Consider the following 22,258-nt stretch of genomic DNA (forward strand, 5'->3'; position numbering starts at 1 on the left):
CATGCTACAATTTATCACGCACACCAACGAACGATATGATTACTACACATCGGCACAAGCCGCTCTCGAAGGGGGCTGCCGATGGATACAACTACGCATGAAGGAGGCCGGCGACGACGAAATTCTCGCTGTCGCCCACCCTTTGCGCGCGCTCTGCAACCGCTACGGTGCCACCCTCATTCTCGACGACAAAGTGGAACTTGTCTCCAAATGCAAAGCCGACGGCGTGCACCTCGGGAAAAACGACATGCCGCCGCGCGAGGCACGTCGCATTCTCGGAGAGAAAGCCATTATCGGCGGGACGGCCAACAGCATCGACGACATCGACTACCTGGTTGCAAGCGGGGTGAATTACATAGGACTGGGACCTTTCCGCTTCACAGAGACCAAGAAGAAGCTGAGTCCCATTCTGGGCATCGAAGGCTATCGGCACATCTTACAAGCCTGCCGAGACAAAGGATACCCCCTCCCCATCGTCGCCATCGGCGGCATCACGCTCGACGATATACCCCGACTCATGACAACGGGCATCGCCGGCATCGCTTTATCGGGGACAATCCTGAACGCCGAAAAGCCCGCAGAAGAAACTCGAAAAATTATCGAATCTATTAATAACAACAAATTATGAACAAATTGATTATCGGAGGACGGGAGTTCAACTCCCGCCTGTTTGTCGGAACCGGCAAATTCAGTTCAAACGATTTGATGCAACAAGCCATTCTCGCATCGGAGTCGGAAATGGTAACCGTCGCCATGAAACGCGTCGACATGGACGCACCGCAACAAGACGACATTCTCACCCACATTCGCAAAGAGAGCATACAACTGCTTCCCAACACCTCGGGTGTGCGCAATGCCGAAGAAGCCGTCCTCGCCGCCCAACTGGCCCGGGAAGCATTCGGGACGAACTTTATCAAACTCGAAATACACCCCGACCCCAAATACCTGCTTCCCGACCCGATAGAGACCCTGAAAGCAACCGAAGAACTGGTAAAGATGGGATTTGTCGTGCTGCCCTACATACAGGCCGACCCCGTTTTGTGCAAACGGCTCGAAGAGGTGGGCGCCGCCACAGTCATGCCCCTGGGCGCCCCCATCGGCACCAACAAGGGATTGCGCACCCGCGACCTGCTCGAAATCATCATCGCCGAGAGCCGCGTGCCCGTTGTCGTCGATGCCGGTATCGGTGCGCCTTCACATGCCGCCGAAGCCATGGAATTGGGAGCCGACGCCGTGCTGGTCAACACCGCCATCGCCGTAGCAGGGAATCCCGTCGAAATGGCCATCGCATTCAAAGAGGCGGTTATCGCCGGCCGACGGGCCTACGAAGCCGGCCTCGGCGCACAATGTGCCCACGCCATCGCCAGCAGCCCCCTTACCTCATTTCTCGACTAAACACGTTTTCCCATGAAAAAAGAAATCACGCGACACAACTACCCGGGTTCTGAAAAAGTGTATGTACCCGGCAAACTGCACGACATAAAAGTGGCCATGCGCAAGGTCAACCTCACCGACACGGTGAACATCGTCGACGGAGAACGCATCGTGCGCCACAACGACCCGGTGTATGTCTACGACACCAGCGGCGTCTATACCGACCCGGCCGTGGAAATCGACCTCGACAAGGGACTTCCCCGCCTGAGGGAACCGTGGGTGACTCAACGCGGCGATGTGGAACGGCTCCCGTCGATCACATCGGAATACGGCCGCATGAGACAGGCCGACAAGAGCCTCGATGAAATCCGCTTCAAACACCTGCACCTGCCCTACCGCGCCAAGGCCGGACGGGAAATCACCCAAATGTACTATGCCAAACAGGGCATCATCACGCCCGAGATGGAATATGTGGCGATACGCGAAAACCTCCAAAACGAGATGCTGGGCATCGATACCCACATCACCCCCGAGTTCGTGCGTGACGAAGTGGCTTGCGGCCGCGCCATCATTCCGGCCAACATCAACCACCCCGAAGCCGAACCGATGATTATCGGCCGCAACTTCCTGGTGAAACTCAACACCAACATCGGAAACTCGGCCCTCTCGTCGGGCATCGAAGAAGAGGTGGAGAAAGCCATGTGGAGCTGCTATTGGGGAGGCGACACGCTCATGGACCTCTCGACGGGCGACCACATACACGAAACCCGCGAGTGGATTATCCGCAACTGCCCCGTGCCCATGGGTACGGTACCCATCTACCAGGCCCTCGAAAAAGTGAACGGCGTGGCCGAAGACCTTACTTGGAAAATCTACCGCGACACCCTCATCGAACAATGTGAACAGGGCGTCGACTACTTCACCATTCACGCCGGCGTGCTGAAAGCTCATGCCGAACTGGTGGGCGAGCGTCTCACGGGTATCGTGTCGCGCGGAGGTTCCATCATGACCAAATGGTGCGTGAGCCACAACGAAGAGAATTTCCTCTACACCCACTTCGACGAGATATGCGAGATTGTCAAGCAATACGATGTGGCCCTCTCGCTGGGCGACGGCATGCGCCCGGGCTCGATACACGACGCCAACGACCGTTCGCAATTCCTCGAACTCGACGTGTTGGGCGAGCTCACCCAAAAGGCATGGGCCCACAACGTGCAGGTCATCATCGAAGGCCCCGGGCACGTTCCCATGCAGAAGATACGGGAAAACATGGAACGCCAGCTCACCTCGTGCCACGAAGCCCCGTTCTACACCCTCGGCCCGTTGACCACCGACATCGCCCCCGGCTATGACCACATCACATCGGCCATCGGCGCGGCTCAAATCGCCTGGTTGGGAACGGCCATGATATGCTACGTCACGCCCAAAGAACACTTGGGTCTCCCCAACCGCGAAGATGTGCGCAACGGCGTCATCGCCTACAAGATTGCCGCCCACGCCGCCGACATTGCCAAGGGGCACCCCGGCGCCACGGTGAGAGACGACGCACTGAGCAAGGCTCGCTTTGAGTTCCGCTGGAAAGACCAGTTCAACCTCTCGCTCGACCCCGAAAGGGCATTGGCCTACTACAAGGAGGGCTCGAAAAACGATGGCGAGTATTGCACCATGTGCGGGCCCAACTTCTGTGCCATGCGCATCACGCAAAGCCTCAACGACTGCATCAAATAAGAGGAAGATGGACCGCATCACCGACCTACGCACCGTTCTCGGGCAACCGTTGTCACGCCAAGCCATCGGCCAGGTAGCCGCATCGGTGGCAGAATATCCGAGTGACAGATGTTGTCGCCCCGTGAAAAACCGGCCGTGCAGGCTCTCAGCATGAAGTTGGCTTTCGAACTTGGCAAAGAAGAACCCGAACTACTGTCCGAATTGAAATTATATTTAGAAAACTGTTCAACACAATTCTACTCGCCCGCCTTCCTCTCAGCCCGAAGGAATGTGTTGCGCCACATAGAATCTCAACAAAAAAACAAGGTATCAAAGAAATGTTGTTTTCAGAAGAATTAGAGAAATATTCGTGGGACGAAATCACGAAACAGATATATGCAAAAACAGAAGCCGATGTCGCCCGCGCCCTCACTCAGGAACACCTGCAAATAGAGGACTTCATGGCTCTCATCTCACCGGCCGCCGAGCACTACCTCGAAGAGATGGCCGTCCGCAGCCGCATGTATACCCAGCAACGCTTCGGGAAAACCATCAGCATGTATATCCCGATGTATATCACCAACTCCTGCACCAATTTCTGCGTCTACTGCGGGTTCAACCACAACAATCCCATCAACCGCATTATCCTCACCGACGAAGAAATCGTGGAGGAATGCAAAGCGATACGCCGCCTGGGGCCGTTCGAAAACCTGCTCATCGTCACGGGAGAAAACCCGCACTTGGCCGGTGTCGACTATCTCGAAAACGCATTGCGGCTGGCACGCCCCTACTTCTCCAACCTCACCATCGAAGTCATGCCGCTCAAAAGCGAAGATTACTACCGGCTCACCCAGTCGGGACTGAACGGCGTAGTCTGCTTCCAGGAAACCTACCACCGCGAGCGCTACAAGGTTTACCACCCCAAAGGCATGAAATCGAACTTCGAGTGGCGTGTCAACGGCTTCGACCGCATGGGACAGGCCGGTGTGCACAAGATAGGCATGGGCGTGCTCATCGGTCTCGAAGAGTGGCGCACCGACATCACCTTCATGGCCATACACCTGCAATATCTGCGCAAAAAATACTGGAAGACCCGTTACAGCGTCAATTTCCCGCGGTTGCGGCCATCGGAAGGCCACTTCCAACCCAACGTCGTGATGAGCGACCGGCAACTGGCGCAGACGATTTTCGCCTTCCGCCTCTTCGACCACGACGTCGACATTTCGGTATCGACCCGTGAGAATCCGCAATTCCGCGACCACATCGCCACCCTGGGCGCCACATCGTTGAGCGCCGGCTCAAAAACCGAACCGGGCGGATACTTCACCCACCCGCAGGCACTCGAACAATTTGTCGTCAGTGACGACCGCACCCCCGCCGAAGTGGAACAAGCCGTCAAGAAAGCCGGATATGAAGTGGTGTGGAAAGACTGGGACCGCATTTTCGACTAAACGAGAATACTCATGACGCCATCGGAACGTTACGCCCGCCAAGTCATGCTGCCCGAGATAGGCATCTCGGGCCAGCAGGCTTTGGAGCGGGCTTCGGTACTCATCGTCGGAGCCGGCGGGCTGGGTTCGCCCATCGCCCTCTACCTCTGTGCCGCCGGAATAGGCCGCATAGGTCTTATCGACGGTGACACCGTATCGGAAAGCAACCTGCAACGACAGATTCTCTACACCGAAGATGAAACCGGGAAGAGCAAGGTCGAATGTGCCCGAGCCACCTTGGCAGGACAGAACGGGAAATGCCGCATCGACACCTATCCGCACTTCCTCACCGAAAAAAATGCCGCCGACATCATCACGCCCTATGACATCATTGTCGACGGGTGCGACAACTACGCCACCCGATACCTTCTCGACGACTGGTGCCACCGTTTGCAAAAGCCCTATGTCTACGGAAGCATCGAAGGTTTCCGGGGGCAAGTGTCGGTATTCGACGGCGACAAAGGGAAACGATATGCACAACTGTTTCCCGACCGAGCCACCCTCTCGTCGCGACACGCCGTGCCGGCGGGTGTCATCGGCCCCACACCCGGTGTCATCGGCAGCATCGAGGCCGCCGAGGTCATCAAACTCATCACCGGCTGCGGAGAACCGCTCTACAATCGGCTTTTCACCATCGACTTGCTCACGATGGAAAGCTACACGCTCGACATTTAGCCATGCAAAATGGGTGAAAACCTTGCGGGAACCAAATTTTTTTCACATATTCGCTTTGCGTTTCCACCCAAAATCGAACCTCTATGAAAAACAAAGTGCACCTTCTTTGTGCGTTGGTCTTGGCCGCGCTACCCCTTTTCCCGACTCATGCCGATGAAGGCATGTGGCTCCTCCCGCTACTCAAAGGGCAAAACATCGAACAGATGAAAGGTCTCGGCCTCGAAATCTGCGCCGAAGACATTTACCACCCCGACTCGGTGTCGCTGAAAGATGCCGTGGTCATTTTCGGCAACGGTTGCACCGGCGAAGTCATTTCGCCGCAAGGTCTCGTCCTGACCAACCACCACTGCGGTTATGACTACATACAGGCTCACAGCAGCGTCGACAACGACCTGCTCACCAATGGATTTTGGGCCAAAAACCGCAAAGAAGAGTTGCCCAATCCGGGACTCACGGTGACATTCATCGACAAAATCGAGGAGGTGACCGACTATGTCGAAGAAGAGTTGGAGAAGGACACCAGCCACATCGAGATGAAATATCTCAATACCCAATTTCTCAACTCGCTGGCCGAGAAACGCGTAGGGAAAGATTTCCTGGAAAACAATCCCGGTACGACGGTCATCATCAAGCCCTTCTACGGAGGCAACCGCTACTACATGTTCACCCAAAAGGTCTATCCCGATGTGCGCATGGTCGCCGCGCCCCCCTCTTCCATCGGGAAATTCGGTGCCGATACCGACAACTGGGAATGGCCGCGACACACAGGCGATTTCTCCATATTCCGCGTCTATGCCGACTCTTTGGGCAACCCTGCCCCCTACGACACCTGCAACGTGCCCCTGCGACCGAAAAAATATTTCGACCTCAGTATCAGAGGCGTCAAGGAGAACGACTTTGTCATGATCATGGGCTTCCCCGGACGCACCAACCACTATTACACCCCGGCCGAAGTCAAGGAACGGAAAGAAATCGACAACCAAATACGCATCAACGTGAGAGACCTGCGCCAAAGGCTCATGCTCAATGCCATGCTTGCCGACCCCAAAGTGCGCATACAATACGCCGGGAAATATGCCTCCTCGACCAACAGCTACAAGAGCAGCAAAGGCATGAACATCATGATCGACCTGCAATCGACGGCCTATCTCAAAGAGCGTCAAATGAACGAGCTCCTCAACTGGGGGTGGGACAATGACATCGCCGAATACCGCGAAGCCGTGGATATAATTGCCCACGAAGTGCAAAAACGCGCCGGACTGAAAAAACGCATGCAATACCTGCTCGAAGCCTTGTGGATAGGCACCGAATGCAGCCGTGTACCGACCAACTTCGACACACTCAAAGAAGGTTTGAACGGCAACGACTCGACCCGACGGGCTGCCCTCGAAGCATTTGACAAGCTCTACTACACGTTCTATGACAAAGATTATGCCCCCGACGTCGACCGCCGCATCGCCAAGGCCATGCTGAAAATGTATGCCGACAGCATTGCACCCGAATATTACCCGTCGTTCTTCAAAACCATCAACCGCAAACACAAGGGCGACATCGGGAAATATGTCGATAACCTGTTCGAAAACTCCTTGTTTGTCAATCCCGACAAATACGAAAAATGGAAAAAACGTCCCAACCTCAAACTTCTTGAAAACGACGGCATGGTGAAGTATGCCCGTGCCATCAAGGAAGAAGCACGTCGCATCAACGAGGAACTGCAACCCATTGACAAGGAGATTGCCAACGCCCAAAAATCGTATATCGCCGGCCAGTTGCTCCTGCACGCCGACAAAGCCAACTATCCCGACGCCAACTTCACGCTGCGACTCACCTACGGTCAGGTAAAATCATATTCCCCCGCAAATGCCATTACCTATAATTTCGCAACGACCCTCGATGGAGTCATGGAAAAAGAAGACCCGACAAACTGGGAATTTGTGGTAGATAAGAAACTGAAAGAACTCTACCGAAAAAAAGATTTCGGTTTCTATGCAAACGAGCAAGGACGAATGCCCGTCAATTTCATTGCCAATACCCACACGACAGGTGGGAACTCGGGCAGTCCCGTGCTCAACAGCCGGGGCGAACTGGTAGGTATCAACTTCGACCGCAACTGGGAAGGCATCACGGGTGACATACAATACCAGAGCCGCTACCAACGCTCCATTATCACCGACATACGTTACATTCTCTTTATCATCGACAAATATGCCAATGCCGACTACCTGCTCGACGAACTGATTATCAATCCTTAATTACGACTATCCTCCCATCATACCCAAGGGGTTGTATCAAGAATTTTGATACGACCCCTTGTATTTGGACGGGGTTGAAAATGGCAAGGGTATTTTTCCTTTCGTCATAAAAACGCGCTTCCACCGTTTATTCCCCCCTGTCCCCTTCTCTATACGACAAGACGTTTCGTCCAATGGGCCATTTCACACGGGGAGGGACAAGGCTTCGGGCGTTCTCCATCACCCCATCAACGGGGAAACAGCCGACCGTTCTAACTCGTAGGGGGGGACATCTACTCTACTCTACTCTACTCCACAACACGCCACAACAACGCCATAATCCATAACCCTGGAACGTCCCGCCGGGAAAAGAAAAGGGGAAACGCGGCACATGCCGAGTTCCCCTAAGGCTTATATCGTCTTCGTCTCTTTTCCTAACGACGACGGCGTTGTTGTTGCTGCTGTTGGCGTTTGAGAGCAGCCTGTTGCTGGCGTTGAGCCTCTTCGAGACGAGCCAAGAAACCCGATTTCTTGCGCGGTTTCTTTTGATTTTCTTTCAATTTGGCCAATACCTTTTCCTCATTGATGCATTTGCGGAAAATATAGGTCTGAATAATCGTGATGAGGAGCGACACGAAATAGTAGTAGCTCAATCCCGATGCATAATTGTTGAAGATGAAAAGGAACATCAACGGCATGAGATACATCATGAGTTTCATACCCGGCATCTGCTGACCGCCGCCCGTACTGTCCATATTGATTTTGGTGTAGAGAATATTGGTGATGGTCATCAATAGGCAGAAGAGGCTGATGTGGTTACCAAAATAGGGCGTAATGATGGGAATGTAAGCATTCCAAGAGAAAATGGCATCGTAAGAAGAGAGGTCGTCGGCCCAGAGGAACGGTTGCTGACGCAACTCTATCGATGAGGGGAAGAACGCAAACATGGCCAAGAGGATAGGCATCTGCAAAAGCAACGGCAGACAGCCGCTCATGGGATTCACCCCGGCATTGCGGTAGAGCTCCATCGTTGCCTGCTGGCGTTCGAGAGCCTTGTCCTGACCGGGATATTTGGCGTTGATTTCTTCGACCTGGGGTTTCAACACCCTCATGCGTGCGCTCGACATATAAGACTTGAAGGTCAGAGGCATCAGCACGGCTTTGATGATAAGCGTCATGAGGAGTATGATGACACCATAATTGGTAAAGTATTTGCCCAAGAAGGTAAAGATGGGAATAATGATTCCGGTATTGATCCAACGGAAGAACTTGTAACCCAGAGGTATGAGTTTGGGCAGTTGCAACTTGTCGTCGGAGTCAAGACCCTTGTCGTAGCTTTTGAGAAGCGGATAAAGGTTGGGGCCGAGGAAGAAGCGGAACGAAGGACCTTCGGCTGTCATGGGGTCATAATCGATTGTCGTCGCGGCCTTGTAATTTTTGAGGTAGTGGTTGTCTTCGGGCAAAACGGTCGATTCCAAACGGGCGCCGTTGAACTTATGATCGGCTATGAGTACCGAGGAGAAGAACTGGTTCTTGAAACCAATCCATTGCAGACCGGTAGAGAGGCTCTCATGCTCGTCTTTGGTCTCGCTGAGACGTTCGACGTCTGACCCTAGGAATTTGTAATAAAGGGCACTGTTGCGCTCCTCAAACATGCGTCCCCGCTCCTGCCGGCGCAGTTTCTGGTTCCAATACATGTCGAGATCGACCGTATTGCGCGGCAAAATCTGCTCCATACCGTTCTGGTAAAGTTGCATATCGAGCATGTATCCCTCGGCGGGAAGGGTGTAACGAATCTCAAAGGAACTGCCATTTTCGAAGGGAAGTTTCATCGAGAGGGTACGGTTGTCGGCCGAAAGCTCGGGAACGAAATAGAGCTCATCGGTATCGATGGTACGCCCTCGTGTCTTGAAGATGAAACCATAGGCATTGTTCTCTTGGTTGAAAAGCATCAACGGCAGGGAGTCGTAGGTGCTGTATTCGTTGAGTACCGCTTGTGCAAGCCGGCCACCCCGGGTCGAGAAAGTCAGGGTCAACTGGGGATTGGAGAGGGTTATCAACTCCTCTTCTCCTTCGGCAAAAGGAGCAAAATCGACATATTCATTGCGCAAACGGGCTGTGTGCTCATCGACGGCTACCTCCTCGGGAGTGGTAGCAACGGGAAGCTGTGCCTCGTTATCGAGTTGTGCCAAACGGGCATTTTCGACCTGCAACAACGAGTCTTGGTAACGCTGCATGGCGGCTTTCTGCTCGGGCGACGGCTGCATATACCATGTGTAGCCGAAAAGGACGACGGCCATAAGTAGAAAGCCGATGATTGTGTTTTTGTCCATTGTGGAATCTTATGAAATAGGCAAATAATTATTTTTTGTGTGCTATGACCGCTTTGATGAAGCTAAGGAACAACGGGTTGGGATTCAACACGGTACTGTTGTACTCGGGGTGGTACTGTACACCGACATACCAGGTGAGCGACGGAACTTCGACCACTTCGACGAGATGGGTATCGGGGTTCTCGCCCACACACTGCATTCCGGCCGCTTCAAACTCGGCACGGTAGTCGCCATTAAACTCGAAACGGTGACGGTGACGCTCTTTGATGTGGGTCTTGCCATACGCCTGTGCTACCTTGGAGCCTTCTTTCAACACACAGTCATATTCACCCAGGCGCATGGTTCCGCCCATATTGGAAATACACTTCTGACTCTCCATCAGGTCGATGACATTGTGAGGCGTATTGACGTCCATCTCGGTCGAGTTGGCATCTTTATAGCCGAGCACGTCACGAGCATACTCGATGACCATACATTGCATGCCCAGACAGATGCCAAAGGTGGGAACGTCGTGCTCGCGGGCATATTTCAACGCCACGAATTTGCCTTCGATACCCCGTTGGCCGAAACCGGGGGCAATAATCAGACCGTCCATCGACGCGAGTTTTTCCTCGACATTGCTTTCGTTCAGTTTCTCCGAATGGATATATTGCAAATCGAGTTTGCGATTGTTGTAGGTTGCTGCCTGGAAGAGAGCTTCATTTATCGACTTGTAAGCATCCTGCAACTCCACATACTTGCCGACAAGGCCGATGCGTACCGACTCCTTGGCATTTTGCATGTGCGAAAGGAATTCGCGCCAAGGTTTCAACTCAGGGCAGGGACCTATCTCCATACCGGTCTTCCGCAAAACAATCTCATCGAGTTTTTGCTCCTGCATCTTCAAGGGCACTTCATAAATCGAGGGAACATCGATAGATTGAATGACGGCATCGGGTTCCACGTTGCAGAAAAGGGCGACTTTACGACGCAACTCAACGCTCAACTGATGCTCGGTGCGCAAGACGAGGATATCGGGCTGGATACCGACCTCCTGCAACTGTTTTACCGAGTGCTGGGTGGGTTTCGTCTTCAACTCCTTGGCGGCCGCGATGAAAGGCACATAGGTCAAGTGTATGCACAAGCAATCCTTTCCCATTTCCCAACGCAACTGCCGCACACTCTCGATAAACGGCAATGACTCGATGTCGCCCACGGTTCCGCCAATCTCGGTGATGACAAAATCGTAATTGTTTTTCGAGCCCAGCAACTTGACGTTGCGTTTGATTTCATCGGTAATGTGGGGGATTATCTGCACGGTTTTCCCGAGATAATCGCCCCGGCGTTCTTTTTCGATGACATTCTGGTAGATGCGACCGGTCGTGATGTTATTGGCACGCGTAGTCTGTATGTTGGTAAACCGCTCGTAGTGGCCCAAGTCGAGGTCGGCTTCGTGGCCGTCGACGGTAACATAGCACTCACCATGCTCATAGGGATTCAATGTACCCGGGTCGATGTTGATATAAGGGTCGAACTTTTGAATCGTCACCTTATAACCTCTCGCCTGCAAAAGTTTGGCCAACGAGGCCGAAATAATACCTTTACCCAACGATGATACGACACCGCCTGTAACGAAAATATACTTTGTATTCACTGTATAGGAATTTTTAATGCGAACTTTTCAAAGTGCAAAATTAGAAAAAAGTTGGGATTAAGCCATGAAAAAAGCGATTAATTATCGAAGGGAATTGTTTTCGCAAGATTAAGGAATTTATATTTCGGGAAGAAGTTTTTTTTCACTATATTTGTCCACTATTTCCGACGACTCACATGACCAACGTATGGGCATCACCACAGCATACACACGCTTCTCTCGACGTTTTGCCAGGCACTGTTTTCCGTTGTTGATAATTCTGTTATTTGCCATGGCAGCACAATCGGCGCCGAAACTCGTCACACAAAAGCCTCCGGTCGACACATCGTCAATGCCCGACAGCCTGAACCGCCTCATCGAAAACATATTTTCACTCATCGACAGTCTCGAAGTGAAAGACAGCGCGCGTGTCGATATACACATCGACACCACCCGGCTGGTGAGAGACACCATATATGTGACGACACAATATATCGAAGACAGCACCCTCATCAGCGAGGATTTGCTAAACAAGCTCGACAGCATCGCGGGGAAAGACATTCTTGTCGAAACCCCGGCAACACCCGTGCGCGATACCCTCGCTGCGGCAATTTCCCCCAAAGACACCCTGCGAAGAATTCCGCCCAAACCCCGTCCTCTGCAAATGTGTGCACGGGCACAAGCTATTTTGCGGGAGTCGAAAAACCGCTTCACGATTGCTCCGTCGAACGAGATTCCGGTCAACCCGATTTTTCTCCCCATCATATTCGACGGACAACGTCCCGACAAAAAGCCCGGGCTGTATGACCCAAATGCACCTCATCGCTCACATCGCGACACGCCCTACTCCCTGACCCGACGGGTAAACAACATCGACCGAGACAAACAACAGGCCGAATTGGGCGATTACGCACAAGCCGTAGCCATTGTCGCCCACCCCGAGAAGGTGCATTACACCCCCGAAAAGATGCCCAAAGCCATACATCTCGAACGCATGAAAAAACGGAGAGAGATGCTCATGGTGAAGGGGCCGTCGGCACCCCGGGAATTTGACATTCAAGGCCGCCCCATAAAATTGAAACACTGGATTTCGACCCTATACAATTCGTTGCAAATTTCCCAAATATATATATCGGAGAACTGGTATCAGGGTGGTACAAGCAACCTCAACCTCATCGGTTCACAAACCTACTCGCTCAACTACAAAGATTATAAAGACAAAATAATTTTTGAGAACAAGGTGCAATGGAACCTCAACATCAGCAGTGCACCCGACGACACGCTGCGCAATTACAGCATCAGCGAAGACTTGTTCCGCATCGACAGTAAATTCGGCTACAAAGCATTCGGGAACATCTACTACTCGACCAGCCTATATTTCAAGACTCAATTTTTCAACAACTACAAGAAAAACACCGATACACGAACAGCTTCATTCTTGTCGCCCGGGGAACTAAGTTACAACCTCGGTATGAGCCACAACTACACCAGCAAAAACAAGGCGTTCACCTCATCGGCATCGGTATCGCCATTTTCTTACAACCTGAAAACTTGCATCGACGAAAAGATGGACCCCACAAAATATGGTATAGAAGAGGGAAAGAAAATCCTACACCAATTCGGTTCGTCATTCGACGCCACAGTGAAATGGGAATTCATGCGCAACATGTATATCTCGTCGCGTATCTATTACTTCACCTCCTACAAGCATGTGCAGGTAGATTTTGAAAACACGTTCAATTTTATTCTGAACCGTTATTTTTCTACCAAACTCGAATTTAAGATGCGCTACGACGACAGTGCCGAACCCAATGAGAGAGGGTCATTCCTCCAAATCAAAGAGATGTTGAGTTTCGGACTCTTCTTCCGTATTTAAAAAATGATGCCTTGGGGTATGACAAGACGATATACTCATATACTCATCTTCTTGCTTCTGGCCGTGCTCGCCACACCCGCATACAGCCGATTCAAGGTGGCAAACTATGACATGGCCAAGGCCAAAGAAATCATCAGCGAGCGTGTCGCAAATGGTACGCTCGAAATCATCGAGGGCATATGGGAATCGAGCAACGGAAAAATTTATGTTATTGAAAGATTTGAAGATGAGCGATTTCCAGAAAATTTACGGTACCGGGTCATTCAGCTCGAAGGTGAGAATGCCGAACCCGGCATGGTCGACTATTTTCTCGAAATGACCAACTACGAGGAATATTATCGCATCTGGGGGCACAATCCGTTCACGCAAACCAACGAACCGGTAGGAAGAGAAACATATATCGAATTTTCGCCCGATTCGTTTGTTTTCAAACAACAGCTCCAAGAAATCGTATTCACCCGCCTCTTCCCTCAAATCGACTATCCAAAGCCCACCGACGACATTTCGCTCGGCTCGGGATTTGCCATAACACCGGACGGCTACATCGTTACCAACCATCATGTGGTAAAATCCTCGCAACACATTTCGATATGCGGAGTAAACGGCTCGTTCGAACATTCCTACAAAGCCCGGATTGTTGCCACCGACAAGCCCAACGACTTGGCCATCTTGAAAATAGAGGACCCCGATTTTACCACCTTCGGAGAGATTCCCTACGGCATTCGTCGCGACGAGCCCATTGAAGGGGAATATTGTTTTTCCATAAGCTATCCGGCCATTACCCGGTTGGGCATCAACCCCAAAACGACCACCGGCATCATCAGTGCCACGACCGACAATTACTATCCGTCGCGCTGCCAGACGACCGTTTCCATCGAAGAAGGCAGCAGCGGGAGCCCCCTGTTCGACAAAGACGGGAACGTACTTGCCGTCAATTCGGCCATGTATATCGACTATTATCCCAAACTTGCCATCAAGGCCAACTTCCTGTGGAAGCTTATCGAGCGATGCGACGAATTGGACGGGTTCTCGGCCACCCCGGCCCCGACGGGACGCCAGCTGACAGAAATCGTTGCGACGAACAAAAAATTCGTCGTCCTCGTACTGGTCAACTACCAACCCGCCGACGAAGACAGGCCCCGTTACATACTCAATGAGACAAATGACCAAGATGTGGAGCCGACCCCGTTTCTCGATGCGAAAAAACTCTACCACACCGGTCGATATAATGAGGCGGTGGCTCTACTCACACAAATACTGACAGAAAATCCACACAATGCCGGTGCCTATTATCTGCGGGGTTGCTGCTGGGAGAAACTCGACGCCCGGGAAAATGCGCTTGTCGACTACCACCAGGCGTTGCGCAGCTTTGATGCGAAAACCGACAGCAAACAGTTGCAAGCCTCGATCTATTGCAACTTGTCGTTGTGCCAAATGGCATTTCAAGATTATGAGGGAGCCATGGCCAGCATCGAAGCCGCGTTGAAAATCCAATCGGACGATTACACGCTCATGATAAAAGGACTGGCCTGCTATTTCTTGGAGAAATACGATGTGGCCCTAAAAATTCTCTCGGACCTCATCGACAACGCGCAACTGCAATCGACCGTCTATTATTATCGGGCTCTCTCCCATCTCGCCATAAACGAGCAGGCCAAAGCCCTGTCAGATATGCAAAATGCCGCCGCCTGCGGGAACAAATCCGCCGCCGAATGGTTAAACCTTTATTCGTCATCACCCACCACACAACCCTAATGCGACCTCTTTCACTCCTACCCAATCAAAAGGCTCTTTTCCCTCCTGCCCGGACATGGTTTCTTGTCATGGCATTCTTATGCGGCCTGCTCGCCACACCAACCGACAGCGTCGCACAGGCATCTTATGTCCAGGAAGATAGCACAGGAATATCAAACCAGCAAGCTCTATCCCAGGACTCGACGGAGACAAAAAAGAGTACCTTTTTCAGGAAAATAGGCGATTATTTCAGAAATGCCAACAAGCCCAAACCGGAGAAAAAATTCGACATCAGCTTCATAGGCGGGCCCCAATATTCCAGCGCTACCAACCTCGGCATCGGCATCATGGCTGCCGGCCTGTATCGCAGCGACCGCAGCGACCTGAGCATTCAGCCGTCGAACGTTTCTCTGTTTGGAAATGTTTCCATATCGGGGTTCTATATGCTCGGCATTCGGGGCACGCATATTCTTCCCAAAGACAAGTACCGGCTGCTGTATACGGTATATTTTTACTCCATGCCCAGCAACTACTGGGGCATAGGATATGATGCCGGCAGCAGCTCCTATTATTGGAGTTATCTCCGATTGCAGTCGCAAATAAAAGTCGATTTCCTTTTCCGGCTCTCCGACAACTTGTTTATCGGGCCAATGGCCAGTTTCGACTTTGTAAGGGGCACTAATTTCACCAAGAAGGACGAGGCCGACCCCCGCACCCTGGAACAAATCATCGACGGAGAAAGCCCCCGTGTATTAACCCCCGGTGCAGGAGCCTCAATCGTATATGACAGCCGGGACGTCATCACCGATGCCCACAAAGGTATCTACCTGAAAATAGAGCAAGGCTTCTATCCCGCATTCTTGGGCAACAAATATGATTTCATGATGACCGACCTTATTTTCGATGTCTATCAGAAGGTGTGGAAAGGGGGCATATTGGCGCTTGACCTCCATGGGCGATTCAATTACGGGGACGTGCCGTGGACCATGAAGAGCCGGCTTGGCGGCATGTTCCGCATGCGCGGCTACTACGAGGGACAATACCGTGATAACAATCTCATGGAAGCCCAACTCGAATTGCGTCAACGCATTTGGCGCCGCAACGGCATTGCCGTGTGGGTGGGAGCCGGAAATGTGTTCGAGAATTTTCACTCGTTCGACTTCGCCAAGACACTGCCCAATTTCGGTATCGGTTACCGCTGGGAATTCAAGAGCCGGGTCAACGTGCGACTGGATTTAGGGTTCGGGAAGGATTTCAAAACCGGCTTCATGTTCAACATCAACGAAGCGTTTTAGCCTCTCGCCTCCGCCTCTTTTTTATAGAATTCATTAATGGCCTGTGCCACCGTCAAGACCTCTTCCTCGCTCATCACCGGCGAGATGGGCAACGAGAGCACCTCATCGGCCAACTGCTCGGCAAGCGGCAACGACAAGTCGTGATAACAGGCATAGCAAGCCTGCTTGTGCGGAGGCACGGGATAATGTATGAGCGTGGGTATCTGCTGTTGTCGGAGAGCCTCTATCAACTTTTGCCGGTGAGGAACCCGCACGACATATTGGTGATAAATGTCCCCCTCGTCCAAGAGAGGTTTTATGACATCGGGGGCCGTAATGGCACGATCATAAAGGGCCGCCAGCCTGCGGCGGCTGCGGTTGTCCTCGTCGAGATAGGCCAGTTTCACCGTGAGGAAAGCGGCCTGCAATTCATCTAACCGGCTGTTATACCCCCGATATTTATTGTAATAGCGACGCTCCGAACCGTAATTGGCCAAAGCGCGAACGGTTTGTGCCAACTCCGCATCGTGCGTGGCAACGGCTCCCCCGTCGCCCAAAGCGCCTAAATTTTTCGACGGATAGAAACTGATGCCTGCGGCGTGTCCCAAAGCACCGGCTTTGCGACCTCCGAAAAGTCCCTCGCAGGGAGCTTCGGCACCCATGGCCTGCGCGGCGTCTTCGACCACCAGCAAATGGTGTGCACGGGCGACTTCGACCAATGTCGTATCCCAACAACAACGGCCATAGAGATGCACCGGAAGCACAGCCCGAGTGCGTGACGTCATGGCCGACTCGATGCGTTGGGAATCGAGATTGTGGGTCGATGCCGAAGGTTCGACAAAGCGGGGGGTGAGATGGTTGTCGGTGATGGCCAGGACGGTCGCCACATAGGTATTGGCCGGCACGATGACTTCATCACCGGCCGAGAGTTTTCCCATTTCGACATAAGCCCGCAGGATAAGGCGCAAGGCATCGAGACCGTTCCCGCAAGCCACGACATGCGGCACGCCGAGGTAAGTTGCCAAACGGCTTTCGAAACCGGCCACCTGCTGCCCCGACAGATACCACCCCGAATCGATGACCGCGGCGGCGGCCTGCTTCAAGGCATCGGCATAACGTGCATTGATTTTCTGCAAATCCTGGAACTTCATGGCTGTCGGGTATATCGAATGAACTCGTCATAGTCGCGAATGTAATCGGCCTCCTCGTAAAAGTCCGACGCCAACACGAGACAGATGGAACTGGAAGAAAATTCGCGCTGCGCCGCCCATATTCCGGGTGGTATATGCAGGCCATAGTAGGGGCGATTCAACGTCACGACACGCTGTTCGCGACCATCATCGAGAAAGACTTCAAAAGCCCCTGCCGCGGCGACAATCAGTTGATGACACAACTTGTGCGCGTGGGCTCCGCGCGATTCACCGCCGGGAATATCATAAAGGTAAAAGATGCGCCGTATCTCGAACGGGAGGTCTCGCCCCCCATGCAGCGGCGTGATATTCCCCCCCGGGTCATAGATGCGGGGCAACGTCATCAACTCACAATCGTGGACCGAGGGGTGTGTCATAGACTCAATCTTTTGTACTCGTCGAAATCGTATATGTAATCGCCTTCGTCAAAGGCCGCCGACGACAATACCAGTGCCAGGGAGTTGGTCGAGAAATCGGTCAACTGCCGCCAAGTAAGAGCCGGCAGGTATATGCCGTAATAGGAACGGTTCAGGAAAAAACGCTCGCTTCGCCCCGAAGCATCGCGCACGACAAGCTCGAAACTTCCCGAAAGGGCGACAATGAACTCTTCCTGGGTGCGGTAGGCGTGTCCGCCGCGGTATTGCCCGCCGGGGACATCATATATCCAATAGGCGCGCCTGATGTCGAACGGGAGGTGTCGTCCGCTCTCGATAAAAGAGAGGTTTCCTCTCCGGTCCTCGATTTTCGGCAAGTCGATTTTTCTTACGCCCTCAATCATGTCGACATTTTTACGGGTATCGGCGAGAGGTTACTTTTCCCCGTTTTCGCGGGCAAGAGCAATCAGATATTGGCCATACTGGTTTTTCTTCATCGGCTCGGCCTGTTTCAGGAGCTGTTCGGTGGTAATCCAACCTTGGTTGTAGGCAATCTCTTCGAGGCATGCCACTTTCCAACCCTGGCGATGCTCTATGGTCTCGATGAATGCCGAAGCCTCGAACAGGGAATCGTGCGTGCCGGTATCGAGCCACGCGAAACCTCGGCCCATGAGCTGCACTTTGAGCTCTCCGGCCGCCAGGAATTCCTGGTTGACCGACGTTATCTCCAACTCTCCTCGCGGCGAGGGTTTGATGGTCTTGGCGATGTCCACGACCTTGTTGGGGTAGAAATAGAGACCCACCACGGCATAATTGCTTTTGGGGTGAGCCGGTTTTTCTTCGATGGAGGTCACATTGCCATCGGCATCGAAAGCGGCTACGCCATAACGCTCGGGGTCGCTCACCCGGTAACCGAAAACGGTGGCCAGCCCCTCCTCGGCATTCTTCACGGCCACAGAAAGCATCGACGAGAAACTCTGTCCGTAAAAAATATTATCCCCCAATACCAGACAGGCGGTGTCGTCACCGATGAACTTTTCGCCAATGATAAAGGCTTGTGCCAAGCCATCGGGTGAAGGCTGCTCGGCATACTCGAAACGGACGCCGAACTGCGAACCATCGCCCAACAGGCGCCGGAATCCCGGCAGGTCGTAGGGAGTGGAAATGATGAGTATATCGCGGATACCGGCCAACATGAGGACCGATATGGGATAGTAAATCATGGGTTTGTCATATATGGGCAGCATCTGCTTGCTGACACCCATCGTTATCGGGTAAAGGCGCGTGCCCGACCCGCCGGCCAAAACTATTCCTTTCATGGTTTATCGAGGTTATCGGTTGGAATACATCTGTTCGTAATATTTCTGATAGTCGCCGCTGACGACCTCATCGACCCAATCCTGATGTTCGAGATACCAGCGTATGGTCTTTTCGATGCCTGTTTCGAACGGGGTCTCGGGATACCAACCCAGCTCGCGGGCCGTCTTCGAGGGGTCGATGGCATAGCGCATGTCATGCCCCAAGCGGTCACCCACATAGGTAATGAGGTCGTAGTTGATGTTTTCGAGCGAAGTCTTCAAGACCGCTTGATAACGGGGCTCTTCCTTCATCAACCGGGCAATCGTGTCGATGGTGAGTTTCACGATGTTGATATTTGTTTCCTCATTGAAACCGCCGATGTTATAGACTTCCCCCACACGACCTCCGGAGAGCACCATGTCGATGGCCTTGGCATGGTCCTCGACGTAGAGCCAGTCGCGCACATTGTCGCCCTTGCCATATACGGGAAGTTTGCGACCTTCGAGTATGTTCTTTATGATAAGGGGTATGAGTTTCTCGGGGAAATGGTACGGGCCGTAATTGTTGGAACAACGGGTGATATTGACCGGCATTTTGTAGGTCTCGTGATAAGCGCGCACGATGAGGTCGGCTCCGGTCTTCGACGAGGAATAGGGCGAACGGGGGTCGAGGGGCGTTTCCTCGGTAAAGAATTTCTTCCCGTAGGTCTGTATGTGCGAACGGCCCTTCACGACGCGGCGCACGCCTTCGTCCTCGATGTGGAGCGGCTGCGGCGTGTCATAGTCTTTCGAAAGCGACCCATAGACTTCATCGGTCGATACCTGCAAGAATTTTTTTCCGGGCATATAGGTGGGATAGCCTTGCGCGTCTTTCCCGGTGGTCCAAGCCTTCTTGGCACATTCGAGCATATTCTGTGTACCCAAGATGTTGGTCTGCAAGAAGAGTTGCGGATTGGTAATGCTGCGATCGACGTGCGACTCGGCCGCAAAATTGACGACATAATCGATCGAACGACGGGTAAAAATGTTCGAAACCAACTCGGCATTGATAATATCGCCGCGCACGAATTCCACGCGGGCGTCTTTCAATTCCTCTTTGATGGTTCCGAGATTTCCGGCATATGTGAGTTTGTCGAGAATGACGATGGCAATGTCGTCATATTTCTTCAACATGTATTTTACAAAGTTCGCTCCGATAAAACCGGCCGCGCCGGTTACTAAATAGGTTTTCATAGCTATGTTTTGAATTGAGGCCGCAAGATACATATTTTTCGGGAATCTTCCGTCTTTTACCCCAGCAAACTTTACGGCCGAAGGGTGCAAACCCGAAGCATGCCGTCAAAAAGGCTGTATGGCGGCTTTCCGGGGGGGGGGGGGGAAAATCAGACAGGAAATCGGCATGGACAACGGCACACAGCCACACACGACTCATCGTCGCAGAGATAACATCTTTTTAGATTTCCCCCATAATCGCAGGACGAAGCAATAGCTGCCATGATGGGGCATGTCACACATGATGAGAATTTATTCTCAAACATTATTTAAAGGGCTCCTATTTTTTTTGTGTTTTTTATTGGTCGGTAGCGAAATAATATCTACTTTTGCCTCATTAAATATTGCCATGTTGAGATAGCAAAATGGGCAAGAAAAATACGCATGTAAAACACGAAGGCACCATCACGCAGATAGATGGGACGACCGTTTATGTCCGAATCATACAGCACTCGGCCTGCGCGGGCTGCCATGTGAAATCGGCATGTACGGCAGCGGACCGGAGTGAAAAAATCATCGAAACGACTTGTTACACACCCGATTTATATGTGGGACAACCCGTATGGGTCGTGGGTACCGAAGCCATGAGCAACCAAGCTCTGCGGCTCGCATTTTTGTACCCGCTTGTGATGATATGCTGCGTTTTGGCGGGCGCATACTTCATCTCCCACGACGAAGCCGTTGCCGGCGTTTCGGCGCTGCTGTCGCTGCTGCCCTACTACCTGGCATTGTACCTGTTGCGCAAAAAAATAAAAAAATCGCTGGTATTTACCGTCGAGCCGCAACATCAAAGTGAAAACCTATAAACCTATTATAAATTAAGAAGAAATGAGTTTAGTATGGATTGCGACCCTCTCATTGGGGGGTATTGGAGCTATAAGTGCAATTATCTTGTACTTTGTCGCCCAAAAGTTCAAAGTCTATGAAGACCCGCGCAACGGACAAGTCGAAGCCGTACTCCCCGGAGCCAACTGCGGTGGCTGTGGATACCCGGGTTGTGGCGGATTTGCTGCCGCTTGCGTGAAAGCCGACTCTCTCGATGGTATGTTGTGCCCCGTGGGTGGCGCGCCCGTCATGGCAAAAATCGCCACCATATTGGGTATGGAGGTCGGTGAAGTAACTCCGAAAGTCGCTGTCGTGCGTTGCAACGGCACTTGCGCCAACCGGAAAAAAACCAGCCACTATGACGGAGCATCGACCTGCGCTATCGAAGCCGCCTTATACAGCGGAGAGACAGGTTGCTCCTATGGTTGCCTGGGCAACGGCGATTGTGAAAACGCCTGCTCGTTCGGAGCCATTCACATCAACCCCGAGACACGCCTGCCCGAGGTCGACGAAGAGTTGTGTACGGCTTGCGGCGCTTGCGTAAAAGCCTGTCCCAAGGGCATCATCGAGTTGCGCAACAAAGGGCCTAAATCGCGTCGCATGTATGTAAGTTGCGTCAACAAAGACAAAGGTGCCGTAGCCCGCAAAGCCTGTACGGCCGCCTGCATCGGTTGCGGCAAATGCGCCAAGGAGTGTCCTTTCGATGCCATCACCGTTACCAACAACGTGGCTTACATCGACTACCAGAAATGTCGCTTGTGCCGCAAATGCGAAGCCGTATGCCCGACAGGAGCCATACACGCCATCAACTTCCCGCCCCGCAAACCGGCCGAGCCGAAAGTTGAAGCCTCTGAGGTAAAACCGGTTATGCCGAAGGCCGAAACACCCGAAGTGAAACCGGCTGCTCCCAAAGCCGAGGAACCGAAGGCCGAAACGCCCGAGAACAAAGCATAGACACCTACATTAGTCCATTAACAGCATAAAACAAACAGA

The 22,258-nt window shown here is 52.5% G+C and carries 18 protein-coding genes; 11 read left to right on the forward strand and 7 right to left on the reverse strand.

Features of this window, described 5'->3' with window-relative positions:
* Nucleotide 1 precedes the first annotated feature (1 nt).
* The 6 genes from IAD09_07245 (at nucleotide 2) to IAD09_07270 (ending at nucleotide 7,498) form a co-directional block, all read left to right on the forward strand.
* Nucleotides 2-628 carry a thiamine phosphate synthase gene (locus IAD09_07245; protein HIT82014.1) on the forward strand — a complete coding sequence of 209 codons (627 nt, stop codon included), beginning with the start codon at nucleotides 2-4 and terminating at the stop codon, nucleotides 626-628.
* Complete coding sequence (locus IAD09_07250) at nucleotides 625-1,395, forward strand: thiazole synthase (protein ID HIT82015.1); 771 nt, start codon at nucleotides 625-627, stop codon at nucleotides 1,393-1,395. Before IAD09_07245 ends, IAD09_07250 begins: the two co-directional genes overlap by 4 nt.
* Before the next feature lie 12 nt (nucleotides 1,396-1,407).
* On the forward strand, nucleotides 1,408-3,102 hold the full coding sequence (gene thiC, locus IAD09_07255) for a phosphomethylpyrimidine synthase ThiC (GenBank protein HIT82016.1): 1,695 nt from the start codon (nucleotides 1,408-1,410) through the stop codon (nucleotides 3,100-3,102).
* 320 nt (nucleotides 3,103-3,422) lie between these two features.
* A complete protein-coding gene (gene thiH / locus IAD09_07260; protein HIT82017.1) occupies nucleotides 3,423-4,532 on the forward strand; it encodes a 2-iminoacetate synthase ThiH in 1,110 nt (369 codons plus the stop codon).
* A 12-nt stretch (nucleotides 4,533-4,544) separates the two neighbouring features.
* Entirely contained in the window at nucleotides 4,545-5,246 is a 702-nt protein-coding gene (locus IAD09_07265) for a HesA/MoeB/ThiF family protein (GenBank protein ID HIT82018.1), read from the forward strand.
* Between the two features lie 83 nt (nucleotides 5,247-5,329).
* Complete coding sequence (locus IAD09_07270) at nucleotides 5,330-7,498, forward strand: S46 family peptidase (protein ID HIT82019.1); 2,169 nt, start codon at nucleotides 5,330-5,332, stop codon at nucleotides 7,496-7,498.
* A 413-nt stretch (nucleotides 7,499-7,911) separates the two neighbouring features.
* Here the strand turns inward: IAD09_07270 and yidC are convergent, their stop codons facing one another.
* Both yidC and IAD09_07280 read right to left on the reverse strand, forming a co-directional pair.
* Complete coding sequence (gene yidC, locus IAD09_07275; protein HIT82020.1) at nucleotides 7,912-9,810, reverse strand: membrane protein insertase YidC; 1,899 nt, start codon at nucleotides 9,808-9,810, stop codon at nucleotides 7,912-7,914.
* Between the two features lie 28 nt (nucleotides 9,811-9,838).
* Nucleotides 9,839-11,443, reverse strand: a complete 1,605-nt coding sequence (locus IAD09_07280; GenBank protein HIT82021.1) for a CTP synthase — start codon at nucleotides 11,441-11,443, stop codon at nucleotides 9,839-9,841.
* Nucleotides 11,444-11,714: 271 nt separating this feature from the next.
* Between IAD09_07280 and IAD09_07285 the strand changes: the two genes are divergently transcribed.
* The 3 genes from IAD09_07285 to IAD09_07295 all read left to right on the forward strand — a co-directional run bounded on the left by IAD09_07285 (nucleotide 11,715) and on the right by IAD09_07295 (nucleotide 16,327).
* Entirely contained in the window at nucleotides 11,715-13,298 is a 1,584-nt protein-coding gene (locus IAD09_07285; protein HIT82022.1) for a DUF3078 domain-containing protein, read from the forward strand.
* Nucleotides 13,299-13,316: 18 nt separating this feature from the next.
* Entirely contained in the window at nucleotides 13,317-15,053 is a 1,737-nt protein-coding gene (locus IAD09_07290) for a serine protease (GenBank protein ID HIT82023.1), read from the forward strand.
* A 68-nt stretch (nucleotides 15,054-15,121) separates the two neighbouring features.
* Nucleotides 15,122-16,327 carry a BamA/TamA family outer membrane protein gene (locus IAD09_07295; GenBank protein HIT82024.1) on the forward strand — a complete coding sequence of 402 codons (1,206 nt, stop codon included), beginning with the start codon at nucleotides 15,122-15,124 and terminating at the stop codon, nucleotides 16,325-16,327.
* On the opposite strand, the gene IAD09_07300 is transcribed toward IAD09_07295, so the two are convergent.
* From IAD09_07300 to IAD09_07320, 5 genes are read right to left on the reverse strand one after another with little or no spacing between them, the layout of a single operon-like run.
* Nucleotides 16,324-17,457 (reverse strand): DegT/DnrJ/EryC1/StrS family aminotransferase, encoded by a 1,134-nt coding sequence (locus tag IAD09_07300; GenBank protein ID HIT82025.1) that lies wholly within the window; start codon nucleotides 17,455-17,457, stop codon nucleotides 16,324-16,326. The genes IAD09_07295 and IAD09_07300 overlap by 4 nt on opposite strands.
* A complete protein-coding gene (locus tag IAD09_07305; protein ID HIT82026.1) occupies nucleotides 17,454-17,873 on the reverse strand; it encodes a WxcM-like domain-containing protein in 420 nt (139 codons plus the stop codon). The genes IAD09_07300 and IAD09_07305 overlap by 4 nt, the downstream gene beginning before the upstream one ends.
* Nucleotides 17,870-18,274: a WxcM-like domain-containing protein gene (locus IAD09_07310; GenBank protein HIT82027.1), complete on the reverse strand. Its 405-nt coding sequence runs from the start codon at nucleotides 18,272-18,274 to the stop codon at nucleotides 17,870-17,872. The genes IAD09_07305 and IAD09_07310 overlap by 4 nt, the downstream gene beginning before the upstream one ends.
* Before the next feature lie 30 nt (nucleotides 18,275-18,304).
* A complete protein-coding gene (rfbA, locus tag IAD09_07315; GenBank protein HIT82028.1) occupies nucleotides 18,305-19,189 on the reverse strand; it encodes a glucose-1-phosphate thymidylyltransferase RfbA in 885 nt (294 codons plus the stop codon).
* 12 nt (nucleotides 19,190-19,201) lie between these two features.
* The gene (locus IAD09_07320) at nucleotides 19,202-20,401 is read right to left on the reverse strand and encodes a dTDP-glucose 4,6-dehydratase (protein ID HIT82029.1); all 1,200 of its coding nucleotides are present in this window, start codon (nucleotides 20,399-20,401) and stop codon (nucleotides 19,202-19,204) included.
* 404 nt (nucleotides 20,402-20,805) lie between these two features.
* Between IAD09_07320 and IAD09_07325 the strand changes: the two genes are divergently transcribed.
* Nucleotides 20,806-21,246 carry a SoxR reducing system RseC family protein gene (locus IAD09_07325; GenBank protein HIT82030.1) on the forward strand — a complete coding sequence of 147 codons (441 nt, stop codon included), beginning with the start codon at nucleotides 20,806-20,808 and terminating at the stop codon, nucleotides 21,244-21,246.
* Between the two features lie 22 nt (nucleotides 21,247-21,268).
* Nucleotides 21,269-22,219, forward strand: a complete 951-nt coding sequence (locus IAD09_07330) for a Fe-S cluster domain-containing protein (protein HIT82031.1) — start codon at nucleotides 21,269-21,271, stop codon at nucleotides 22,217-22,219.
* Nucleotides 22,220-22,258 lie beyond the last annotated feature (39 nt).

The sequence above is a fragment of the Candidatus Caccoplasma merdavium genome, from assembly GCA_018715595.1.
In the GTDB taxonomy this organism is placed as follows: Bacteria; Bacteroidota; Bacteroidia; order Bacteroidales; family UBA11471; genus Caccoplasma; species Caccoplasma merdavium.

What these genes read in the sequence shown, in the direction of transcription:
- IAD09_07245 (HIT82014.1), top strand. Translation starts at nt 2, where the DNA reads ATGCTACAATTTATCACGCACACCAACGAACGATATGATTACTACACA.
- IAD09_07250 (HIT82015.1), top strand. Translation starts at nt 625, where the DNA reads ATGAACAAATTGATTATCGGAGGACGGGAGTTCAACTCCCGCCTGTTT.
- thiC (HIT82016.1), top strand. Translation starts at nt 1,408, where the DNA reads ATGAAAAAAGAAATCACGCGACACAACTACCCGGGTTCTGAAAAAGTG.
- IAD09_07265 (HIT82018.1), top strand. Translation starts at nt 4,545, where the DNA reads ATGACGCCATCGGAACGTTACGCCCGCCAAGTCATGCTGCCCGAGATA.
- IAD09_07270 (HIT82019.1), top strand. Translation starts at nt 5,330, where the DNA reads ATGAAAAACAAAGTGCACCTTCTTTGTGCGTTGGTCTTGGCCGCGCTA.
- yidC (HIT82020.1), bottom strand. Translation starts at nt 9,810, where the DNA reads ATGGACAAAAACACAATCATCGGCTTTCTACTTATGGCCGTCGTCCTT.
- IAD09_07285 (HIT82022.1), top strand. Translation starts at nt 11,715, where the DNA reads ATGGCAGCACAATCGGCGCCGAAACTCGTCACACAAAAGCCTCCGGTC.
- IAD09_07290 (HIT82023.1), top strand. Translation starts at nt 13,317, where the DNA reads ATGACAAGACGATATACTCATATACTCATCTTCTTGCTTCTGGCCGTG.
- IAD09_07295 (HIT82024.1), top strand. Translation starts at nt 15,122, where the DNA reads ATGGCATTCTTATGCGGCCTGCTCGCCACACCAACCGACAGCGTCGCA.
- IAD09_07300 (HIT82025.1), bottom strand. Translation starts at nt 17,457, where the DNA reads ATGAAGTTCCAGGATTTGCAGAAAATCAATGCACGTTATGCCGATGCC.
- IAD09_07305 (HIT82026.1), bottom strand. Translation starts at nt 17,873, where the DNA reads ATGACACACCCCTCGGTCCACGATTGTGAGTTGATGACGTTGCCCCGC.
- IAD09_07310 (HIT82027.1), bottom strand. Translation starts at nt 18,274, where the DNA reads ATGATTGAGGGCGTAAGAAAAATCGACTTGCCGAAAATCGAGGACCGG.
- rfbA (HIT82028.1), bottom strand. Translation starts at nt 19,189, where the DNA reads ATGAAAGGAATAGTTTTGGCCGGCGGGTCGGGCACGCGCCTTTACCCG.
- IAD09_07320 (HIT82029.1), bottom strand. Translation starts at nt 20,401, where the DNA reads ATGAAAACCTATTTAGTAACCGGCGCGGCCGGTTTTATCGGAGCGAAC.
- IAD09_07325 (HIT82030.1), top strand. Translation starts at nt 20,806, where the DNA reads ATGGGCAAGAAAAATACGCATGTAAAACACGAAGGCACCATCACGCAG.
- IAD09_07330 (HIT82031.1), top strand. Translation starts at nt 21,269, where the DNA reads ATGAGTTTAGTATGGATTGCGACCCTCTCATTGGGGGGTATTGGAGCT.